Source organism: Mesorhizobium sp. M0833 (genome assembly GCF_040319905.1).
Taxonomy (GTDB): Bacteria; Pseudomonadota; Alphaproteobacteria; order Rhizobiales; family Rhizobiaceae; genus Mesorhizobium.
On the sequence record NZ_JAMYOQ010000027.1, the window covers coordinates 1 to 19,420 of the forward strand.

Genomic DNA, 19,420 nt, shown 5'->3' on the forward strand with positions numbered 1-19,420 from the left:
AAGAGAAGCGAGTGACCCGCGGGGCGACATGGTCCGGAAAAAAGACAGGAAACGCTTGACCTCACCGACCCCAATCAGAGAAGCCTGCTAGATCCAAGCCGACGGCGCCGGGCATCAAATAAAAAGCCGCCGACCGAAGCCAGCGGGCTGATTGGGATGGCCCGCGCGGACGGTCAAGGCTGCGCCGGCCGACCATGGCGGAGGGACCACCTTGGTCAACGGCACGGCCCGATGACGCCGTGCCGATGTACCACAACATGCGGCGAGATAGAGCCTTCCGGCGTCGCGGAAAAAAAGCCCGCCGGTTTTGAGCCAGCGGGCAAGTTCTGGAGTGGCTGAGATCAACCCAGCATCAGTCAACGACCGGCGGAAGGGTTGGTTGCAGTGGATGCCAGCTAGCCGCAGCATGCTGTGAATCGTAGCAAAGTGAAAAACAAAACTCTGGACTTCCAGGTCGGACTCGCCCCAATATTTGTTTGGGGGATTCACATGAAAATTGGAGCACTCATCGCAAGTGCAGCCCTGTGCGTCAGCGGCTGCTCTACGAGCGCTGTCGTGTCGGACAGCGATCTCACGGCAATGAATACCGTTGCGCTATGTCACGTTCTCGCCAGCAGCACGGACGAACAGTATCGTAGCAGGGTAGCGGCCCTTCTAGTGCGCAGGGGCGCAACAGCAGAGAAGTGCACCAGGCTTGTGCAAACCGACAATGCTGTCGCGACAGGCATAGCGATCGCGGCTGTCGGCGGCGCAGCTGTGGGTGTCGCTGCCAACAACGGCTATGGAGGCGGAACATATTACCGGCCACCGCCACCACAAACCTATGGCGTCGCGTGGGACCAATTCTATGGCCAGAACTACAGCGTTATCTGGCGCTGCCGCGACCGGTCCACCGGGCGGTTCCTTGACGATTACTATTGCGCCGGCCTGCCCATGGTCGACAGCGCATGGCCGGGCTGGTCGGCGTAGCGGATGAGCAGGCCATACCGCAAATATCGATCCAATCGGTGGCAGAGACCCACCGGTGCCAAGCTGTGGCGGCGCCAACTTGCGAGCGTGCCGGCAATGCTCGGTCTTACGGCAGCGGCGGCGGTGGCCGCCTTCCTGGCGCCGTCGGGCGCGCAACGTAGCGACGATGCATCAAAGGCCAGCCCACGAAGGGCGGCGCCCGCCTCGCTTACCGGTGTCGCTTCCGTCATTGACGGCGATACGATCGAAATCCACGGCCAGCGCGTCCGCTTCAACGGCATCGACGCGCCAGAGAGCCGGCAGCTGTGCCGCGATGCGAATGGCGCCGAGTATCCTTGCGGCCGGCGATCGGCCGAAGCGCTGGACACTTTCCTGGCCGCGTCGAGGCCGCTCGAATGCACATTCGTGACGTGGGACCGCTACCACCGCTTTGTCGGCGATTGTCGGCGCGCCGACGGCGCGGGCGTGGCCGCCTGGATGGTCAAGCACGGCCAGGCGCTGGATTGGCCTCACTACAGCCAGGGCGCCTATGGGGGGCAGCAGGCGCAAGCCCAAGCCTCAAAGATCGGCCTGTGGGCCGGGACGTTTCAGGTACCCTGGGAATGGCGCGCTGCGCACGCCGACGGCGCGGCGCCGTCGAGTCGTCCGCTGGGCATCATCAGCCGTAAGCTGGTCGCGCAGAGCGGCTATTCTTGCGAGCCGCGGAGAACGTGCAAGCAGATCGGTTCCTGCGACGAAGCCAACTGGTACCTGCAAAACTGCTCATGGGGCGGAAAACTCGATCGCGACAAGGATGGGATCCCATGCGAAACACTCTGCTAGCTGAAATGTAACGGAGTAAGCGCGCTACGGCCTGTTCGGCTTTCCGCTTACACCGATCCAACGACGACCATGCATGGGCGACGCGGTCTGCTAACCCCATTTTTTGACGAGGTATTCTATATCTGAAGGGCAGAAAAAGTTATTGCGACAATAGAGAGAAGAGACGCCTTAACTAAGACTTTCAAAACCGTTAAGTGTATGCTGGCAGGCGATCAAGGCGTGATGTTGCCCTGTCGGGGGGGCGAGTAAAATGCAGACTGTGATGAGTCAAAAGCTGGCAAGCTATGGCCAGTGGACCTACCGTGGTGCCTGGGCCCTAGAGATTGCGGCCGCAGCGATTGGTCTTACGACAGGTGTAGCATTAGGCGTACAAGCGTTTTCTGCAAGCGAGTCTGTCACTGCAATGGATTTGACGCTCGCCAGTGCACCCTTTCTCATGGTGGCAATCGCGGAGCTCACCAAGATACCGATAGCTACACTGCTTTTCAGCGCGTCTTGGCTCTGGAAGCCCATAATCTTGGTCTTCCTCCTGGTTCTTGCAGGCATCACTTTCGAAACTGTCTTTATGGGGATGGAGAGGGCAGGCGCATTGCGTCAGCTGCGTTATGAGGAGCTCGTAAACAAGATTGATGCCCTTGAGCAGGAAGCGACAAAGCTCGCCTCTGCTGACGAACTTGGTCGAAGAGCCGATCAGGTCGATCAAGCCCGTTCCGAAATTGAGCAGCTGACCTCTCTTGCAGAAAAATCGCGTGCGACCTCTCAGTCGCAAATTGCCGAGGCCAATGCGGAATTGGAGGGAACGACAGCCCTTACTCCAGAGGCCTCGCGTGTTCGCGATCAAGTGGATGAGAAAAATGCTGTTCGATCGGCGCTGATTCAACAGCGTGATCGCGAAGTTAAAGACGCTGTCGATCAATTTGAGCGCCAACGCGACAGCTTTGTTGAACGTATCAAGATGGCGCGCGATTCAGGCGACAGCGACTCGGCACGCAGGCTAGAATCGGAAGTGGCTAAACTTGCCAACCCCCGCACGAAAATTACCACCAAGTTCGACACTCGGATTGAGCCGCTCGATCAAGAGATTGCTGCGCTGCGCGAAAATTTCGATCGTTTGCGGGCAAATAGCCCTCCTATGACTACTGACCAGAGGCAGAAGCTTGTCGATAGGCGTTCGTCTCTGGAGCAAACGCGCGATAGTGATGCCGCGGCTTGGCAGCGTCGATTGGATGAAGCGGGCAAACGGCTCGCAGATGCCCAGGCGGCAGAAGCCAACAAGGCAAACACCTCGGCGCAAAACCAGGTCAGACAGGACCAGATTGCCAAAGCCCTCAGCGCCTTTGCCAAGGAGCGGATCCCAATGGCGCGGACAGATCAGGTCCGCCGTATTGCCTCACGGTGGTACGGCAGCAAACCTGAACTGGTGACTGAGGCACAGGCCGGAATAATCTCTGTGATTTGGTTCGGCTCGCTCGCGCTCATCGCCGCGCTCGCGGGACCAATTACGGCAATGGTCGCTCTAGCGCTCCAGCGCATTGCCGCCCGAGAAGAGGACAATTCAGAGAGCAAGACTTCCAGGCTGCTCCGCAGAATGCTTTTGAGTTGGCGCTGGCGGCGGGTTCGAACGGTCGAGGTACCGGTCGAAGTCACGGTAGAGAAAGAGATTGAGAAGCGGGTAGAGGTGCCTGTCGAAAAAATCGTCAAAGAGATCCTCTACGTTCCGCTCTTCACCGACGACCCCGAAGTTCTTCGCAAGGCCCTCGACCAGGATTTGCCGCTTGAGGTCTCAGACCTCGTGACGGTATCAATGAAGGATCGCAAAAGTGCTCGTCCGGCATAACACCACCCTGCTTGAGCAAGCCGTCGATCTCGCCGTCAAAAGGTCAGCGATTCCAACCTTGCAGGCTCAAGCCGCGGCCCAAGAGAAGACAGCCCGAGCGACCGCCTTTCGCCGAATGGCGACTGGCGGAGCCATTGCAGTGGCGGCGGTCGGGATTGGGCTAGGCATCAATCTTGGTCTAGGGGACAAAACCTTGCCGGAGCCGGCAGCTTTGCCGACCATAGAGCAGCCAAGCGATCTCACCTCCCCAAAAGATGAGCCGCCTATTCCTGTTCCAACTCCAAAGCCAATTCAGGAGCAGGCGCCCCAGGCTGACGTCCCTACCAGGCCTGACGTGGTGACCGTCGACTTCAACAAGTTCGCCACCAAGAACGTCGAGTTCCAAGGCACCACTTGGGAGTTAATCACAGGTCACCACTTCAAGGATGAGAACGACGAAACCTGGGACCGAGCGTGGTGTTACTCTCGGCGGAGTGTGAACGGCGTAGACGTAAATGTATCATTGGCAGCTCGTTCTGCCCCGACAGCGCCACCAGCCGGGCCTGGCGCTGCTGCTCAGACGCTTCAGTTGGTCGGCCTTAATGATTCATCGGCCGTCGATCTTGCAACAAGATGCGCGTGGCTGGATGGTCGCACATTTGCGTCTTCAGACATCATTCCTGACCAGTCACGAGAGCAGGCCGCAATTGTCCCCGTAGAAACTCCTGCGACAGAGGTCGATGCAGATAGTGGATTTGTTGTCGTGTCAGGATGGGACGCGATCGGAAACGACCTGCCGGATATGCCAACTAGGAACGTGAGTTCTGAGCAGTGTCAAACCGCCTGCGATACCGACTTCAGGTGTCTAGCGGTTACTTATAACACAAAATTTCGAGCTTGTTTCATGAAAGGGGACGCATCGCTACTGGTCAAAAGCGAAGAGTCGATCATGGCCGCAAAAAAAGTGGTCGAGAGCAATTTGCGCTACTCGAATTTGGTGTTCGCCACAAAAACGGAAATTTCTGGCAATGCCTATTGGACCTCTCCGCTCCGATATCCCGACTGCATACTGCAATGTGCAAACGACAAATCCTGCTTAGGGTTCAATTTCCGCAAAAAAGAAAGTGCGTGTGTCCTTTTCAACAGCATCACCCAATCCGCTGATAACGCAGCGGTCGCATCTGGCATCAAGAGCGTCGCCAACTAAAGTTGAAGCAAAGCACCTATCCTCACGGAGCGATTGAAGCCAAGCCACTTGTCAAAGAAAGTGGCTAGCAAAATTCCACGATCATCTTTGGGTTAGCGGTAGGAATGTTCTTCGACGAAGCTCTAACAGAATGCAAAGTGGAGCCAACTGAGGCATGTCAGAGAAAGAATTGTCGTCGGCGCATTGCGGGACCGTCTGACTGAATGTCAAAAATTGGGCCGGGAGCGGTCTGTCCGTTGTTCGATTACTGTTGGCGAGAAGCTGCCATTCAGCATCCGGTCTGGCGGCATCGTGACGAGACTGATTTTCTGTCGGAAGAGAACGAGGCCGGCCGCAAGAAAAGGTCACGGCTTTTATGCACAACCTTTATTGTCCAGCAGGCTTAGTAGTTCCCCTGAAACTTGAATCTACCTCAGACTCAGTGTCTTCTCAGGGCAACCGCTGGGAGTAGACATGCCTTCAGGCTCGTTTCAACACCGCGTGTGGCAATGGATTGTCGCGTGCTTTCCGACGCCGGCGCACCTCGATGTACAGGAGCGCAATCATCGCTTCCTTGAAGAGGCGCTTGAACTCGCTCAGGCGAACTCCTGCACAAAGGAGGAGGCACTCGAACTGGTGGAGTACGTGTTCGGTAGGTCGAAAGGTGACGTGCGCCAAGAGGTTGGGGGCGTCCTCGTTACGCTCGCGGCCCTCTGCAACGCCACCAAGGTTGACATGAATGAGGCCGCCGAACAGGAACTGGGCAGGAACTGGTCCCGCATTGATCGTATCCGCGCCAAGCAAGCGGACAAACCTCAGGGATCGGCTCGTCCTCAATGAAGGTAGTCTTAGCCGATCAGGGTGGCGCAAGCCTCGCTATCCAGTATTTCGCGAGCGGACGCTGATTCGCGGATGCAGATTTCGTATGGGACGGCCGACCTTAAGCATTGTTGCCTCAACCGTGACGTGGCGGAACAACGGTTTGGTAGAACATATGCAGATCGCCTGGTCAGCGAGCTTGCGGATGCGGAAGCTTTCGAGAATGTTCAGGGGTGGCATGATATCCTTGGGGGAAACGTGACCATCAACGACGATGAGAGCTTTGAAGTTGCCATCGGTTCGAGCTACACCGCAACCTTCGTGAGCGTGGATCAGAACGTCACACTGACGGACAATGGACGGATTGACTGGGCCAGTGTTGAATTCGTGAAGCTGACAGCCATATCGGAAGTACCATGATCGATGAGCACGCTACAGCCAACTGGTTTTCGAAACCTGGCGACTCGATCCGCGCAATCATGCAACGACGCAACATTTCCGCGCGTGACCTTGCCGAGCGCTTCGAGGATGGGCTTGATGCTGTCCGCAGCCTCATAGACGGGTCGCGGCAGATCGACGAGTCGTCCGCTTCGACACTGTCGGCGGTCCTGGGAGCGACGGCGAAATTCTGGCTGAAGCGGCAGGAGAACTTCGATACTGCGGTCGATCGTGCTGTGGTTCAAGTCCGAGAAAGTGGACATGAGGATCTGCTGCTGCGCCTCCCCGCTCCGGGCCAGAAAGCGCGTGGCAAGCTACCCCTAGAGCGCCGTGCGGCCGAAATCCGCAAGAGATTGGTGTTCTACAACGTTCCGGACGCAGAATCGTGGACGGGTCGATATGGGCGCCTGGTAGGCGAAACGGACTATCGTACCTCCAAGGCATTCGCGTCTAAGGAAGATGCCACTCTTATGTGGCTCCGGCGCGGCGAACTTGAGGCCGACATGATCCAGACACGCGCCTGGAATTCCGGGAATCTGATGGATCGGCTGCGGGACATCCGAAGGCTTTCTATGATCCGCCATCCTCAGCTCTTTCTACCGAGGTTGAGGACGCTCTGCGCGGAAGCGGGTGTTGCGCTTGTAGTCGTCAAGGCTCCCGATGGCTGCCGCGCCAGCGGCGCGATACGAATGGTCGATCCCGACAAGGCAATGCTCCTGCTCAGCTTCCGCTACAAGCGGGATGATCAGTTCTGGTTCACGGTTTTCCATGAAATCGGACATCTGGTGCTCCATAAGGCGAACACCTTCGTTGACGATGATGCTCTACCGGGGGACGCAGATCGGGAAAACGAGGCCAACGAGTTTGCGGCGGAATGCGTCATTCCTGCCCTTCGGGAGTCCGAATTCGAACGCGTCATGCCGAAACGAGACGACATCGTTCGCTTCAGCGTATCGATTGGAGTGGCTCCAGGCCTAACCGTCGGACAGATGCAGCACCGTGGAATCCTGGAGCCCGACAAGTTGAACTATCTTAAGCGTACGTGGGACTGGAGACAGATCAATCCCGCCACCGTCTAGGATCGCTATCCTTTGAAGTGGACGAATGCGGTGGGGCTCTTCTGCCAGTTGCACAAAGCATCCTCGATCACGGCCATTCCTACGTGAAGGTGTGCATCCAACTCATCGACCCAGCTCTGAAGCTGAGCTTCCGTCGCCGCGCCAGTGTGTGAACCTGTGAACAGGAGGCGTGCGCCGGAAGCGGGACCCGTGGCGCCCTTGAAGTAGGCGGATCCTGGCTCGATCGGAGCGATACCGTATCGCCCGATCAGCGCAAGGTAATCGAACTTCGCAAGACGCCCAAACGTCTTCACGCTCATGCTCCGATAAAGAGCATCGAAGATCGTTGCGGGATTGTTGCCTGTTTGCTGGATCATTGCAGCGAAGAACGCTTGATGTCCCGTGGGCCCTATCCAACCGACGTAGCTGAGCAGGACCTCGCCGAAGCTTCTGTTGGAATTCGGCCGCAGACTCTCGTACTTCCGGTGATTGCCGAATTTTCCGCCGATGTTCATCCAATTCGCGGCGAGCCATGAGATCATTGCCTGTGGGTTGTTCGAAACAGTCTGCCAGTCCCACACCCCAGCCCCGAGGCGGCCGTATACCTGCTGCAGTCGAAGCCATCCGGAAGACGCAGGTCGAGCGAAATGCGTCATGAGGAACACAAGCCATGCGGCCTCTTCTACGTTGCTGTTCTGCATATGATATGCAACCGCGCGCTCGGCATCGAACGTGCCTGAATTGGGATCTGCTTTCCTTGCAATGACGGGCCTTTCCTGTACTCGCCTGTAGTAATCTTCGCGTCTTAGGCTCGCGACGAGCTGCATCGCGAGTGTGTCGCGCGCTAGGTTCCCCGGGGCACCTGGAAGATTACGAACGCTGGCGGAGAAGGTCTGAAGAGCGCTAGAGATCTGCGCATGCTGCAGCTGCCTGGTCGGCCACATTTCAGGCTGCTCCATTTGTTTTGGTATCTCGCAGGACTCGGGTCTTCAGCCTTCGCTCGAGATATGTTCGATAAACCTCGTCATGAAACTCGGCCTTCAACTCGCCGAGACCTTCGAATCCTGGTGCACCCCGCCGTTTAGTAGCCCAGAACACCTGGAGAAGGCGAATGATGTCAGCCCAGTATGGTTCTCTCGCAAAGTCTTCGGCCCGAATTTTCTTTTCTGCCCGGATCTCTCCCTCAGCCTGCAACAGGGCGTCGGTAATCGAGAATGCGTCTCCGGAAGGCATCGGGGGCATTTGCACGGTCTTCTGATGTCCTTCATTCACGTAATTCTCCATCGGCTCGATCGAGCCGTCGTAAACGTGCATGCTGGTGGCGTAGTGAAGGTAATCCCCCGGATCGAGGTCAAGGCGAGTTGCCATCATCTCCTGGAGCATAGTGAAGCAGAACACGTCATGCGGCAGGCCCTTGTACGCGTCGTTGGACCGCATCGTGGTGGACATGTGAAGACGGCCGTCGCGCGCTACGAATTGCAGTGCGGTCGTGCACGGAATCTCCTCGTGATGGACCGCGATGTCCGCAGCATCGTAAAGTTGGATCACAGCGCGCTTGGACGTGGATTTCTCTTTCAGCAGCCTGGTGACATTCTCAAGCTGGTTGATGCTTCCGCGCATCGCATGTATCCGCGGACCGTAGGCGCCAGCGAGGATGCCATCTTCGGCATCCTTGGCGTAATCCGGGATGTATTCCTTGATGAACTCGAGCGTATCGAGGCCTCCGAGATACCAAAGCAGTTCCCCCAAGGCGCTGAAAGGCTTGCCACGGTCCTGCGATCGACTGATCCGAGCTCTGGGGTTAGTCATTCGGAAGGACACCCCAAGCCTTTCTCGCATTTCGCCGCGGGTGCCGACGTTCGCGGCCCCGTCCGCGAGAAGGATCGGGTATAGTTCTATCAGTATCTCATCAATGCCTTCACCGCACAGATACATGCCGCCCCCCGAATCTACCGCTGCGGCACATGTTATGACTGGATTTCGGGAAGTAAAATACTCCCGGAGCGGAGCTTCGGGCTTTTCTCGCACCTGGGCGAGCGGCACGGGGAACAAAAGAGATTGACGCCCTATCGTAACGGCGCAGAAGCCCGTGCGGATTTGAAGGTTGGTTCGATCAAACAGACTGAGAATGCCGCTATCTACGCCGCTTTCGCCCCGGCCATGGCAGAATTCCGTCGAGTTCCGCCAACCCCTCATCGTCCGAGGCTCGATCTTCGTGGTCTCGTTTGACTTCAGGCACCTCTTCGTCTTCGAACCAGAGAAGTGTCAACGTCTGGTCCCATTCAGAAGAATAGCGCGTATCCTCAACCAAAGACGTCCCGAACCGCCGTAATGAAGGCGCAGAGCCGGCATTGGTTCGGGGCAGATCAGCTCGTCTATTGTGCCCTGTGTTTCGGCTTGCCGCCGGCAAATTGCTTCAATGCATTTGCCCGCCTAGAAAGGTGCCCCCTCGGACTCACTGGTCGCTGTCACTTATTCGGACCCTGAAATTGGCTGCCGCCGCGATTTCTCTGACTTGTCGACGACAGGGAACCCTTCCTTTCTGGCCTTGGCAAACGCTCGATCGCTCTCCAGGAACTCCGCCAGCATGAACGGGATCAGTTCCGCTACCGATTCGGACTCGCCATAGGTCTGACGATAAAGCGCCGCATAGTCCTTCAGTGCTTGGTTCATGTCTGCACTTACGCTTATGGTGATCTTCGAAGGTGTCCGATCCGGAAGTTTGCCGAGTTTCAGATTGGTCATGATGACTCCAGTCAATCCGGGTACGGCCGCAGCACAAGATCCTTGTGCACGATGACGCGCAGTGGCCAACCGGGCCGGACAGTGATGGTGGGTTGGATATTGAGGTTCTTCTCGGTGATGCGCTGGCCAGCTCGACTGACGTTCTGCTGAGCGGATTCGCGGATTGCTTTGACCAGGTCGCTTTCGTCTTCCCCGAGGCTCAGCTCGGTGCCGACCCCTAGCAACGTGGCCAGCGCAACGCCTTTCATCAGCTGCCAGGTGTGGAAATCCACCTTGTCCTCAAGCCCGGCATAGCCGGCGGTGTCCGTCGCCGGCAGATTGTCGATTTCGATCGAAGAGCCGTCGGGCAGCAGTATCCGTTGCCAGACCAGCAGCGTGCGCCTTTGTCCAAAGGCAACAACGCTGTCATAGGTGCCAATCAGGCGAGAGCCTTGCGGAATGAGCAAGGTGCTGCCGGTGACTGTGTCGTGCACATTCTCGGTGACCTGTGCGACGACGAGGCCGGGCAAGTCGGAATTGATGCCAGTGATCAGGCTCGCTGCGATGACGCTGCCGGCCATCAGCTGATACGGCGAAGCCGGCGTCTGCAGTGCATGCAGATTGTAGATTCCACTTGTGTTCCGCTGGCTGACAAAAACGAGCTTGCGCTGTTGGTTGTTTTGGTCGCCCTCGGCCGGTGCTACGGAAGCTGAACCGCGTGCGGCATCGGATTGTGGAGCCGTTGCCTCAAAGGGTGGACGCCCGCCCTGCCCGTTGCCGGCGGCATCTGCTTGCCGGGGTCGATTTTCGATCCGGAAGAAGACTTGCGATTCGCGCGCCTCGATCGCCTGCTGTGCAAGGCGCTGCTCCTCCGCCGAAACCTCCTGGCCCGGCGCGATGCCCAGCTGGCGTTGGTGCTCAAGGATGGGGCGGCCGAGGTCGCCGGGCAGCGGTGGTCCAAGCACCGGAGGCTTGGGCTTGATCCCGGAATAGTCCTTAGGCAGCCTTTCAATTGCCTCCGCGGTTGGCTTCCGCTCAGTGTTGTAAAGCTCTTCAGCCTGCTCTTTGATGCGCAGCGCCGGTCCCTGCAGCGCCATCATGGTGACGCCTAGAACGGTCCCGGAACCAACAGCAGCAATGGCGACAATAATGCCGCGCTTGAAGCGCACAGCGCGGCGAGGCGAGGCCCGCAGCTGCAGCTGTTCTGGATCGAGTTTCGGTGAAGCATCGGAGCGGGAAGTATCCGTCATGGGCCGTCCCTCACCTGCTGGAACGCGAAAAGAGCAATTTCCGCCACGGCGCTTGCCTGCCGTCGGTCCTCGTGATGCGCACCACCTGCTGCTGCTTGGCGCCGAGGCGCAGTTCGGCCGCGGCGAAGAGGCGATCGACAATGTAATAGTTGCCGCGTATGCGGTAGTTGACGAGCTGGTTGTCCCCGTCAGCACCGACGATGAAGAGCGGCGGGGCCTCGCCCTGATCGATGCGGCGCGGAAACTCGATGTAGACCTTGCTGCCATCATCGAACGCGCGCGTCGGCCTCCAGGGCGGCATGTCGCCGGTAATCGAATAGCGGAAGCGAATATTTTCGAGAGCCACATTCGACGCCACTGGCATAGCAGCCTCGGCCTGCGCATCGCGCCGGCGTAGCGCGATAATCTGGTCCTCGCTGTAGGTCCAGGAGATTGCCGCCATGGCGGTCTTATCCGTGCTTTGAAGCTGCAAGTGATAGCTTCGCCGGTCCGTGGTGATCACCAGATTGGTGGCAAGTCCTGGCGCGAAGGGCTTCACCAGCACATGGGTGCGCTGGTCATCGCCGGAGCCACTGACGGTATCGCCAATTACCCAGCGCACTGTATCGCCGGCCGACACGGATTGGAGTTTCTCGCCTGACTGCAGAGCGATATCGCTGACGCGCTCCGGTGCGGCATAGAGCTGGTAGAGCGCGCCTTCGGCAAAGGGGTAAACCTGCACCGCATTCACATAGCCATATTTGGTGGGTTGCTGCGTCGCCGCCTTGTTGGCATCGGCGACACGTTCTTCAGGCGAGCGCCTGTCTTCAGCAGCCTTGCCCGGCTCGGGCTGCAACTGGCCGGGCAGCGGTAGCGGTTTCGGCACTTCCACGACTTTGACGGGCTTCTCCGGCGCCTTCTCGATTGCCGCCGGTTGGAACTTGGCAGCATCATAGGAAATCTGAGGTGGCGGCACCGGCTTCGAGGCACAGGCGGAGATGACCGCAGCCGACGTCGACAGGACCAGCGCAGTGCGGAGCGACGAGAGTCTATTTATCATTGGCGGGCTCCTTTGGGGGAACGGAAGTCTGCGCGGCACTGTCGAGCTCGCGCGACCAGTCGATGGCATTGATGAAGACGCCGAGCGGGTTTTTGCGCAGCTGATCGGCATTGTTCGGCGGCCGGATCACAATGGTGAGGATCCCGGTCCAACGCGTTGTGCTGGCGAGGCTGCCGCGCTCAAAGACCTGCTCGGTCCATTTGACTTGAAAGGAGCTGTCGGACGCTCGAACCACGCTCGTCACCTGCACCGAGACGCTGCGCGTGCCGATCTTGCCGAACGGGTCGTTGGCCTTAGCGTACTCGTTGAGAAAGAGGGCTCCGCGGTCGGTGGCAAAGTCGTAGGCCGAGAGCCAATTCTGCCGCACCAGCACCGCATCGGTGGAAACAGAGCGGACATTCTGGATGAAGCGGCCGAGATGCCAGGCGATCTGGGCATCGGTGGGCTCGTAGTCCCGGATTGCTGGAGCGACGGCGCGCGCCTCGCCGAAACGATCAACCTCGACGACATAGGGCACGACGCGGCCCTGCATCGACTGCCACAAGAGTCCACCAGAGAGCCCGGTGGTCAGAGCGAGGCAGCCAAAGGCCATCAGGCGCCAGTTCCTTGCCTGCACGCGCGCAGTGCCGATGCGCTCGTCCCAAAGTTGGGCGGCCTTCTGGTATGGTGTGACGGGGTGGGGCGTCTTCCCGTAACGCTGAACAGGTCGCTTGAAGAGCATCTAGTCTTCCTTATCGTTGAGAGAGGGGTTGGCGCCGCTTCCACCCCGATCGCCATCGCGGACGGCCTGCGTGGCGGCGTGGCGATGGGCGCGCGCGGTCTGTTCGGAACGCAAGCGCCTCGCCCACGCCGGCGCGGCATCGGCACCTGACGCGGCAGGGTTTCCGGTCGTTGATGCGGTCGGCGTGCCGGCCGTCGCGGTCCAGGCGGCATCGCGGCCGGCATCGGCGCTGCGCCGGAATGGTTCTGTTGCAGATCGCATTCCCCGAATCGCGGCGCCGCCAGCTGCGCCGGCAACGCCCTGCAGTCCAGCAGCTACGCCGGAGAGGCCGGACTCGGGCGATGTTGCACGCCTCATCTGCCAAGCTGTGGAAGCAGCCGATCCCATGGCCGTGCCGGCTCGAACGGCGGCGAGACCGCCGCCGGTTGCCATGCGCGCGCCGGCAAGCGCCGCACCTCCGGCAACGAGCGTTGATCCGGCGGCCGCCGCGGTGGTTCCGAGTGCGGCTCCCGCGCCAAGCTGCGGCGCGCCGGAAACAAGACCCGAGGCAATTCCCGGTCCGAAAATGCCGAGCCCAAGCAGCGCCAACGCGCCCAGTACCTGTGACATGGCCGCGGCCAAGTCCGGCTCCTTGCCTTGCAGGGCGGAAGCGAACTCGCCGAAGAGCGTGGAGCCGATGCCGACGATGACGGCAAGCACCATCAGCTTAATGCCCGACGAGATCACATTGCCGAGCACGCGCTCGGCCAGAAACGCCGAGCGGTTCCAGAGCGCGAAGGGCACCAGAACAAAGCCGGCCAATGTGGTGAGTTTGAACTCCAGGATGGTGATGAAAAGCTGGATGGAAAGGATGAAGAAGGCGATGAGGACCAGGAACCAGGCGAGAAGCAGCACGAAGATGGTCAGCGCGTTGCCAAAAATCTCGGGGAAGCCGACTAGCTGGCTCGCTTGATTGAGCAGCGGCCAGGCGCCCTCGAAGCCGGCCGCGGCAATGCGGCCTGGCCGCAGGAGACTGTCGGCGGACAGATTGCCGGCCGATGCGTTGATGCCGAGGCCGGCAAAGGAATGGTAGATGATGTCGGCGAGGTTCTTAAAATTGTTCAGGATGAAGGCGAAGGCGCCGACATAGAGCACTTTTCGGACAAGCCGGCCAAGAACATTGGGCTCGCCGCCGAACGCCCAGACCAGGCCTGCCAGCGTGATGTCGATGCCGATCAGGATGGTGGTGAGAAAGGCGACGTCGCCCGAAAGCAGACCGAACCCGCTATCAATATAGCGGGTAAAAGTCTCCATGAAGCGATCAATGACGCCGAGGTCATTCATGTCGCCGCCTTCCTCGTTGTCTTGAAGAACTGCTGATCAGTTGCCGGGATAGGCCGTACCGGTGCCCAGGAAACGCTTCGTCGTCTCGCGGGCGGCTTCCTCGGACTGCGCCTTGCGGGCAGCATCTTCGGCTTCAGCCCGGAACTGGGTCGCGAGCAGCGTCTGAATCTGGATCTGCTGCTTGGTCGAAAGCGCGATCAGCTGATTGGTGGCCTGGCTTGCCTCAAGGGCACCTGCCGCGCCCTGACTGCGGTTGACGAGATCGGTAAGCAGGTCGCCGTCGGTCCGCACGTTCTCCACGATCTGCGACTGCGCGCTCATGGTTTGGCGGAACGCCTGCATGGCGTTTTGCCAGCGCTCGCGCGCGGCGCTCGCCACATCGCTGACCTTGATTGTGGCGTCGTAGCTTTCCGGATATTGCACACGCCACTGGTTCTGAAGCTTGTCGAGATCGAAGCTCAGGCCGCTGGCCTGGGTCATCAGGCCGTCGATCCGTTGGAGCGAACCTGTGAGCTGGCCGACGGAAGAAAAATCCAGGCGCTGAAGGTTGCGCGCCATGTTCTGCAGCATGGTCGCCTGGTTCTGAAGCGACTGGATCTGGTTGTTTATCTGCTCCAGGGAACGTGCCGCTGTCAGCACGTTCTGCGCATAATTCGACGGATCGAACACGATCAGGGCGTGGGCCGGCTGGACGTAGTCGGCCATCGGTTTTGCGATCAGGGAAACGGTGATCAGGCTGGTGAGAAGGCGGCGCCGCATCATGACGATTGCTCCTTGTCTGGTTGAGGGAATTGCTGGAGAAGCTCGGCAGCCCAATCGAGGCCGCGCGCACTCAGGAACCGGGAGGCAAAGCTGTCCTGCCCGTGCTCTGACAGGACGCTGTCGATCAAAGCTTGCGTGGCCGGATCAGAGGCGCCGCAGAGCGCAAGAGCGATCGGGCCGAGCCCGAGCTCGAAGAGGCGGTTGCCGCGGCGCGACTGCAGATAATACTGGCGCTTCGGTGTGGCACGGGCGACCAATTCGATTTGCCGCTCGTTCAGGCCGAAGCACTCATAGGCTGCCCGCACCTGCGGTTCCACGGCACGGTCATTGGGAAGAAAAATGCGCTGTGGGCAGCTCTCGATGATTGCCGGCGCGATCGACGAGGCAGCGATGTCTGCAAGTGACTGCGTGGCGAAAATGACGGAGACGTTCTTCTTTCGCAGCACCTTCAGCCATTCGCGGATGCGGGCGGCAAAGAGCGGGTTGTCGAGATAGACCCAGGCCTCGTCGAGCATGAGCAGTGTTGGCCGGCCGTCGAACCGCTCCTCGAGGCGATGGAAGAGATAGGTGAGCACCGGCAGCACGGCGCCTTCCTGGTGCATCAGCTCTTCGGTCTCGAAACACTGCACATCCGACAAAGCCAGCCGATCTTCATCGGCATCGAGCAGACGCCCGAACGGGCCATCGAGCGTGTACGGCATCAACGCGGATTTCAGCGCATTGGACTGAAGCAGGACCGACAGTCCAGTGAGCGTGCGTTCCTGCGCCGGCGCGGTGGCAAGGCTGGTCAGGGCCGACCAGATCGCCTCCTTCACCTCAGGCGTTACGGTGACATTCTCATGGGCGATGAGGCCGGCGATCCATTCCGCCGCCCAGCTGCGAGTAGTCTGGTCGCCGATATTGCTCAGTGGCTGGAAGGCAAGCGCACCATCCGCGCCCAGCGCGTGGTGTTCTCCGCCCATGGCCAGTGTTGCCGCACGAGCCGAATTGCCCTTGTCGAAGACATAGACCTGCGCCCCGGCATAGCGTCGAAACTGCAGAGCGACTAGCGCGAGCAGAACCGACTTGCCGGCACCGGTCGGACCAACGATCAGCATGTGACCGACATCGTCGACATGGGTGGAAAGCCGAAACGGTGTCGACCCGCTGGTCTCTGCGAAGAGAAGCGGCGGGGATTCGGTCCCAGTCACGTTGGCGAGATGCTCGTTATCCACCGGACCGGCCCACGCCGACGACAGCGGCATGACGTGGGCAAGGTTCAGCGTGTGAATGAGCGGCTGGCGAACGTTAGCGTAGACATGACCGGGCAACGAGCCGAGCCACGCCTCGACCGCATTGATGCTTTCACGGATCGTGGTGAAGCCGAGCCCATTGACTATGCGCTCAACCGCTCGGAGCTTTTCCGCGGCGGCTTGCCGGTCCTGGTCCCATACCGTCACCGTTGTGGTGAGATAGCCGAAGCCGACGTGATCGCCGCCCAATGCCTGAAGGGCGGCATCCGCATCGAGCGCCTTGTTGTCGGCGTCACTATCGACGAGAGGGACGGGTTCGTTGGTCACGACCTCGCGCAGGATGGCTGCGATCGATTTGCGCTTGGCAAACCACTGACGGCGCAACCGGGTCAGTGTCTTTGTGGCTTCCGTCTTGTCGAGCGGGATGAAGCGCGTCATCCAGCGGTAGGCGAAATCCTGATGGTTGAGCGCGTCGAGGATCCCTGGCCGGGTGACGTTCGGGAAACCAAGGATGGTGAGGGTGCACAGATGCTGCTCACCCAGCATCGGCTCCAGGCCGCCGGTAAGCGGCGCGTCAACCAGAACACCGTCGAGATACATTGGCGTTTCCGGCATGGCGACCGGATGGCGGTAGGTCGAGATTGTGCCGTGCAGATAGGTTAGCGTCTCGGCATCATCGAGGGCGCGCACTTCCGGCATGAAGCCGGACAGCAAATCCAGGACGCGGTCGGTCTCGTCGCGAAACCACGCCAGCTCCTGGCGCCAGTCTCTAGCCCCTCCCGAGTGATGCGAGTCGACCAGTGCGCTTTCCGCCCGCGCCTGGCCATCTGGCGCCGGCATGAAGACCAAGGTCAGATGATAGCGACTCTCGAAGTGCGCGACCTTGCCCTCGAAGGCCGCGCGCCGTTCCTCATCGACCAGCCATGAGGCAGCATCGGGAAAAGCCGAGCTCGGATAGCCCAGCGCTTCAACGCGCTCGGCCTCGAAAAACAACCCCCATCCGGAGCCCAACCTTCGTAGCGCATTGTTGGCTCGTGCGCAGATGCCGACCAATTCGGCTTCGGTCGCGCTTTCAAGGTCGGGGCCACGGAACCGGAAGGTTCGCTGGAAGCTACCGTCTTTATTGAGCACGATGCCGGGCGCGACCAAAGCGGCCCAGGGCAGATGATCGGCCAGCCGATCGGCTTTGCCGCGATACTCCGAAAGGTTCAGCATGCAAGCCACCCCTTCAGGCGAAGATGACGGACAAGCACGCTGGCGAAGTCCGGATCGCGGCGAGCGGCAAAGACCGCGAGCGTGTGGCCGGCGATCCAGAGCGCCAGTCCGGCGATCCACTGCTGCAGGCCAAGGCCTATTGCCGCGGCCACCGTGCCGTTGAGGATCGCCACCGCTCGCGGCGCGCCGCCCAGCAGGATCGGCTCAGTCAATGCCCTGTGAACGGGGACTTCGAAACCCTCGATATGCTGCTCTCCGGTGGCCATCAGACGAGTGCCCCGCCGCCGAAGGAGAAGAAGGAGAGAAAGAAGCTCGATGCCGCGAAGGCGATCGACAGGCCGAAGACAATCTGGATCAGCCGGCGAAAACCGCCTGCCGTGTCGCCGAAAGCAAGGGTCAGGCCGGTGGTGATGATGATGATCACCGCGACGATCTTGGCGACCGGTCCCTGGACCGACTCAAGGATCTGCTGCAGCGGCTGTTCCCAAGGCATGCCGGAGCCCGCTGCGTGGGCCGGGACGGTGAGAAGAAACGCGAGCGCGGTGGACGAAAGGAAGCGAAGCTTCTTGAGCATGAGGTGACCTTTCAAAACTGCTGGAGTTGCGGAAGCGTGAGCGGGGTGACGGCGTAATCACCGCTGCTGTCGAGACCGGTGACCTCAGCGATCGCGTCAATGCGGCGCGAGGATCCGCGCCCAGCGATGAAGACGATCAGATCTACCGCATCAGCGATGAGGCGGCGGGGAACGGTGACGACGGCTTCCTGGGCGAGCTGCTCGATACGGTAGAGAGCGGAGCGCGCCGAATTGGCGTGAACCGTCGCGATGCCGCCGGGATGCCCGGTGTTCCATGCCTTCAGCATGTCCAGGGCTTCCGCGCCCCTGACTTCGCCCACGATGATGCGGTCGGGTCTGAGCCGCAGGGTCGAGCGCACGAGATCGGCGAGCGTGATCGACCCCGGCCTCGTCCTCAAGGCAACGCAATCCTTCGCCGCGCATTGCAGTTCGCGCGTGTCCTCGATCAGGATCACCCGCTCGTCGCAATCGGCGGCTTGTGCCAGCAGCGCATTGGCAAGTGTTGTCTTGCCCGACGACGTGCCGCCGGCGACCAGGATGTTGCGCCGCTCGCGGACCGCCTTCTTCAGCGCATCGGCCTGCAGCGGCAGCATGACCCCGTCGGCGACATAGTCGGCCAACGTGTAGAGTTTCGCCGCAGGCTTTCGGATGGCGAAGCATGGCCCCAGCACGACAGGCGGCAGCAGACCCTCGAAGCGCTCGCCCGATGGCAATTCGGCGCTGACAATCGGATTGTCCGCATGCGCCTCGGCGCGCACGTGGGAGGCGACCAGGCGGATGATGCGTTCGGCCTCAGAAGGATGCATGTGCACGCCGGTGTCGACCCGGCCTTCACCCAACCGGTCGAGCCGCAGCGCACCGTCGGGATTGACCATCACCTCAATGACGGTCGCATCGGCAAGGGCTTCGGTGATCGCCGGACCCATGGCGGTGCGCAGCATGGCGCGGCGGCGATGGTCGGCTTCCGGATGAGAACTCATCCTTCCCCTCCCCTGCGATCGTCGGTGCCAAGTGACCGTTTCCCGGAAGCGATTTGGCGGCCGACTTGTTCGACGAACTTCTCGAAGCGCTCCTGGGCAATCGCTTGCGTCGCCTTGTCCGGCACCGGCGTGTGAGCATGAAGCGTGATCGAAAAGCGGATGAAGCGCGCCAGGCTCTCCAGGATCATCTCGACATCGCGCCTGACATGTCCGAGGTCACGGGAAAGACGGTCGAGCCTCTTGCCGTAGCGGTGGTCGAGTTCATTCTCCCCACGCCGCTCGATAAAGGCCTCGACCGCGTGCGCCACAATGGCCGATTTGGTGGTCGATGGATTGCGGCTGAGGTTCTCCAGCTTCTCGCTCAACTCGGGTTCAAGCAAAAACTGGTGACGAATGCGGTGGGGCTTCATGCTGCTTGTTCCCTCTGACCGGCGCTGATGCACCGGCGACGGGAACGAGCATCGTCGAGATCCTCGAAATCGCTTACGGCCG

General features: G+C 60.2%; 20 protein-coding genes. 7 read left to right on the forward strand and 13 right to left on the reverse strand.

What is annotated here, in order from left to right; genetic code table 11:
- The first annotated feature begins 696 nt into the window (after nt 1-696).
- The 7 genes from NKH98_RS24855 to NKH98_RS24885 all read left to right on the forward strand — a co-directional run bounded on the left by NKH98_RS24855 (nt 697) and on the right by NKH98_RS24885 (nt 7,129).
- Nucleotides 697-969 carry a hypothetical protein gene (locus NKH98_RS24855; RefSeq protein ID WP_023680062.1) on the forward strand — a complete coding sequence of 91 codons (273 nt, stop codon included), beginning with the start codon at nt 697-699 and terminating at the stop codon, nt 967-969.
- Nucleotides 970-1,092: 123 nt separating this feature from the next.
- Nucleotides 1,093-1,791, forward strand: coding sequence for a thermonuclease family protein (locus tag NKH98_RS24860; protein WP_352902557.1), 699 nt, complete (start codon nt 1,093-1,095; stop codon nt 1,789-1,791).
- A 250-nt stretch (nt 1,792-2,041) separates the two neighbouring features.
- Entirely contained in the window at nt 2,042-3,628 is a 1,587-nt protein-coding gene (locus NKH98_RS24865; protein WP_352902559.1) for a hypothetical protein, read from the forward strand.
- Entirely contained in the window at nt 3,612-4,814 is a 1,203-nt protein-coding gene (locus tag NKH98_RS24870; protein ID WP_352902561.1) for a PAN domain-containing protein, read from the forward strand. Before NKH98_RS24865 ends, NKH98_RS24870 begins: the two co-directional genes overlap by 17 nt.
- Nucleotides 4,815-5,267: 453 nt before the next feature.
- Nucleotides 5,268-5,633: a hypothetical protein gene (locus NKH98_RS24875; protein WP_352842764.1), complete on the forward strand. Its 366-nt coding sequence runs from the start codon at nt 5,268-5,270 to the stop codon at nt 5,631-5,633.
- 72 nt (nt 5,634-5,705) lie between these two features.
- Nucleotides 5,706-6,032, forward strand: coding sequence for a hypothetical protein (locus NKH98_RS24880; protein ID WP_352902563.1), 327 nt, complete (start codon nt 5,706-5,708; stop codon nt 6,030-6,032).
- Nucleotides 6,029-7,129, forward strand: coding sequence for an ImmA/IrrE family metallo-endopeptidase (locus NKH98_RS24885; RefSeq protein ID WP_352842762.1), 1,101 nt, complete (start codon nt 6,029-6,031; stop codon nt 7,127-7,129). The genes NKH98_RS24880 and NKH98_RS24885 overlap by 4 nt, the downstream gene beginning before the upstream one ends.
- Before the next feature lie 5 nt (nt 7,130-7,134).
- Here the strand turns inward: NKH98_RS24885 and NKH98_RS24890 are convergent, their stop codons facing one another.
- The 13 genes from NKH98_RS24890 to NKH98_RS24950 all read right to left on the reverse strand — a co-directional run bounded on the left by NKH98_RS24890 (nt 7,135) and on the right by NKH98_RS24950 (nt 19,338).
- The gene (locus NKH98_RS24890; protein ID WP_352842761.1) at nt 7,135-8,067 is read right to left on the reverse strand and encodes an alpha-glutamyl/putrescinyl thymine pyrophosphorylase clade 3 protein; all 933 of its coding nucleotides are present in this window, start codon (nt 8,065-8,067) and stop codon (nt 7,135-7,137) included.
- Nucleotides 8,054-9,043, reverse strand: a complete 990-nt coding sequence (locus NKH98_RS24895; protein WP_352842760.1) for a thymidylate synthase — start codon at nt 9,041-9,043, stop codon at nt 8,054-8,056. The genes NKH98_RS24890 and NKH98_RS24895 overlap by 14 nt, the downstream gene beginning before the upstream one ends.
- A gap of 537 nt (nt 9,044-9,580) precedes the next feature.
- The gene (locus NKH98_RS24900) at nt 9,581-9,853 is read right to left on the reverse strand and encodes a DUF2274 domain-containing protein (protein ID WP_352842753.1); all 273 of its coding nucleotides are present in this window, start codon (nt 9,851-9,853) and stop codon (nt 9,581-9,583) included.
- A gap of 11 nt (nt 9,854-9,864) precedes the next feature.
- Complete coding sequence (locus NKH98_RS24905) at nt 9,865-11,082, reverse strand: TraB/TrbI/VirB10 family type IV secretion system protein (RefSeq protein ID WP_352902682.1); 1,218 nt, start codon at nt 11,080-11,082, stop codon at nt 9,865-9,867.
- A 10-nt stretch (nt 11,083-11,092) separates the two neighbouring features.
- A complete protein-coding gene (gene trbG, locus NKH98_RS24910; RefSeq protein WP_352517829.1) occupies nt 11,093-12,121 on the reverse strand; it encodes a P-type conjugative transfer protein TrbG in 1,029 nt (342 codons plus the stop codon).
- Entirely contained in the window at nt 12,111-12,842 is a 732-nt protein-coding gene (gene trbF / locus NKH98_RS24915; protein ID WP_352902565.1) for a conjugal transfer protein TrbF, read from the reverse strand. Before trbF ends, trbG begins: the two co-directional genes overlap by 11 nt.
- Nucleotides 12,843-14,165, reverse strand: a complete 1,323-nt coding sequence (gene trbL / locus NKH98_RS24920) for a P-type conjugative transfer protein TrbL (protein ID WP_352902567.1) — start codon at nt 14,163-14,165, stop codon at nt 12,843-12,845.
- A 36-nt stretch (nt 14,166-14,201) separates the two neighbouring features.
- Nucleotides 14,202-14,927: a P-type conjugative transfer protein TrbJ gene (trbJ, locus tag NKH98_RS24925; RefSeq protein WP_352902569.1), complete on the reverse strand. Its 726-nt coding sequence runs from the start codon at nt 14,925-14,927 to the stop codon at nt 14,202-14,204.
- Nucleotides 14,924-17,374 carry a conjugal transfer protein TrbE gene (gene trbE / locus NKH98_RS24930; RefSeq protein ID WP_352902571.1) on the reverse strand — a complete coding sequence of 817 codons (2,451 nt, stop codon included), beginning with the start codon at nt 17,372-17,374 and terminating at the stop codon, nt 14,924-14,926. The genes trbJ and trbE overlap by 4 nt, the downstream gene beginning before the upstream one ends.
- Complete coding sequence (locus NKH98_RS24935) at nt 17,368-17,640, reverse strand: VirB3 family type IV secretion system protein (protein WP_023680309.1); 273 nt, start codon at nt 17,638-17,640, stop codon at nt 17,368-17,370. Before NKH98_RS24935 ends, trbE begins: the two co-directional genes overlap by 7 nt.
- The gene (locus NKH98_RS24940) at nt 17,640-17,948 is read right to left on the reverse strand and encodes a TrbC/VirB2 family type IV secretion system protein (protein ID WP_023680310.1); all 309 of its coding nucleotides are present in this window, start codon (nt 17,946-17,948) and stop codon (nt 17,640-17,642) included. The genes NKH98_RS24935 and NKH98_RS24940 overlap by 1 nt, the downstream gene beginning before the upstream one ends.
- Nucleotides 17,949-17,959: 11 nt before the next feature.
- Complete coding sequence (gene trbB, locus NKH98_RS24945) at nt 17,960-18,928, reverse strand: P-type conjugative transfer ATPase TrbB (RefSeq protein ID WP_352902574.1); 969 nt, start codon at nt 18,926-18,928, stop codon at nt 17,960-17,962.
- Nucleotides 18,925-19,338: a CopG family transcriptional regulator gene (locus tag NKH98_RS24950; protein ID WP_352755440.1), complete on the reverse strand. Its 414-nt coding sequence runs from the start codon at nt 19,336-19,338 to the stop codon at nt 18,925-18,927. Before NKH98_RS24950 ends, trbB begins: the two co-directional genes overlap by 4 nt.
- Nucleotides 19,339-19,420: the final 82 nt, after the last annotated feature.

What these genes read in the sequence shown, in the direction of transcription:
- NKH98_RS24865 (WP_352902559.1), top strand. Translation starts at nt 2,042, where the DNA reads ATGCAGACTGTGATGAGTCAAAAGCTGGCAAGCTATGGCCAGTGGACC.
- NKH98_RS24875 (WP_352842764.1), top strand. Translation starts at nt 5,268, where the DNA reads ATGCCTTCAGGCTCGTTTCAACACCGCGTGTGGCAATGGATTGTCGCG.
- NKH98_RS24880 (WP_352902563.1), top strand. Translation starts at nt 5,706, where the DNA reads ATGCAGATTTCGTATGGGACGGCCGACCTTAAGCATTGTTGCCTCAAC.
- NKH98_RS24885 (WP_352842762.1), top strand. Translation starts at nt 6,029, where the DNA reads ATGATCGATGAGCACGCTACAGCCAACTGGTTTTCGAAACCTGGCGAC.
- NKH98_RS24890 (WP_352842761.1), bottom strand. Translation starts at nt 8,067, where the DNA reads ATGGAGCAGCCTGAAATGTGGCCGACCAGGCAGCTGCAGCATGCGCAG.
- NKH98_RS24895 (WP_352842760.1), bottom strand. Translation starts at nt 9,043, where the DNA reads ATGTATCTGTGCGGTGAAGGCATTGATGAGATACTGATAGAACTATAC.
- NKH98_RS24900 (WP_352842753.1), bottom strand. Translation starts at nt 9,853, where the DNA reads ATGACCAATCTGAAACTCGGCAAACTTCCGGATCGGACACCTTCGAAG.
- NKH98_RS24905 (WP_352902682.1), bottom strand. Translation starts at nt 11,082, where the DNA reads ATGACGGATACTTCCCGCTCCGATGCTTCACCGAAACTCGATCCAGAA.
- trbG (WP_352517829.1), bottom strand. Translation starts at nt 12,121, where the DNA reads ATGATAAATAGACTCTCGTCGCTCCGCACTGCGCTGGTCCTGTCGACG.
- trbF (WP_352902565.1), bottom strand. Translation starts at nt 12,842, where the DNA reads ATGCTCTTCAAGCGACCTGTTCAGCGTTACGGGAAGACGCCCCACCCC.
- trbL (WP_352902567.1), bottom strand. Translation starts at nt 14,165, where the DNA reads ATGAATGACCTCGGCGTCATTGATCGCTTCATGGAGACTTTTACCCGC.
- trbJ (WP_352902569.1), bottom strand. Translation starts at nt 14,927, where the DNA reads ATGATGCGGCGCCGCCTTCTCACCAGCCTGATCACCGTTTCCCTGATC.
- trbE (WP_352902571.1), bottom strand. Translation starts at nt 17,374, where the DNA reads ATGCTGAACCTTTCGGAGTATCGCGGCAAAGCCGATCGGCTGGCCGAT.
- NKH98_RS24935 (WP_023680309.1), bottom strand. Translation starts at nt 17,640, where the DNA reads ATGGCCACCGGAGAGCAGCATATCGAGGGTTTCGAAGTCCCCGTTCAC.
- NKH98_RS24940 (WP_023680310.1), bottom strand. Translation starts at nt 17,948, where the DNA reads ATGCTCAAGAAGCTTCGCTTCCTTTCGTCCACCGCGCTCGCGTTTCTT.
- trbB (WP_352902574.1), bottom strand. Translation starts at nt 18,928, where the DNA reads ATGAGTTCTCATCCGGAAGCCGACCATCGCCGCCGCGCCATGCTGCGC.
- NKH98_RS24950 (WP_352755440.1), bottom strand. Translation starts at nt 19,338, where the DNA reads ATGAAGCCCCACCGCATTCGTCACCAGTTTTTGCTTGAACCCGAGTTG.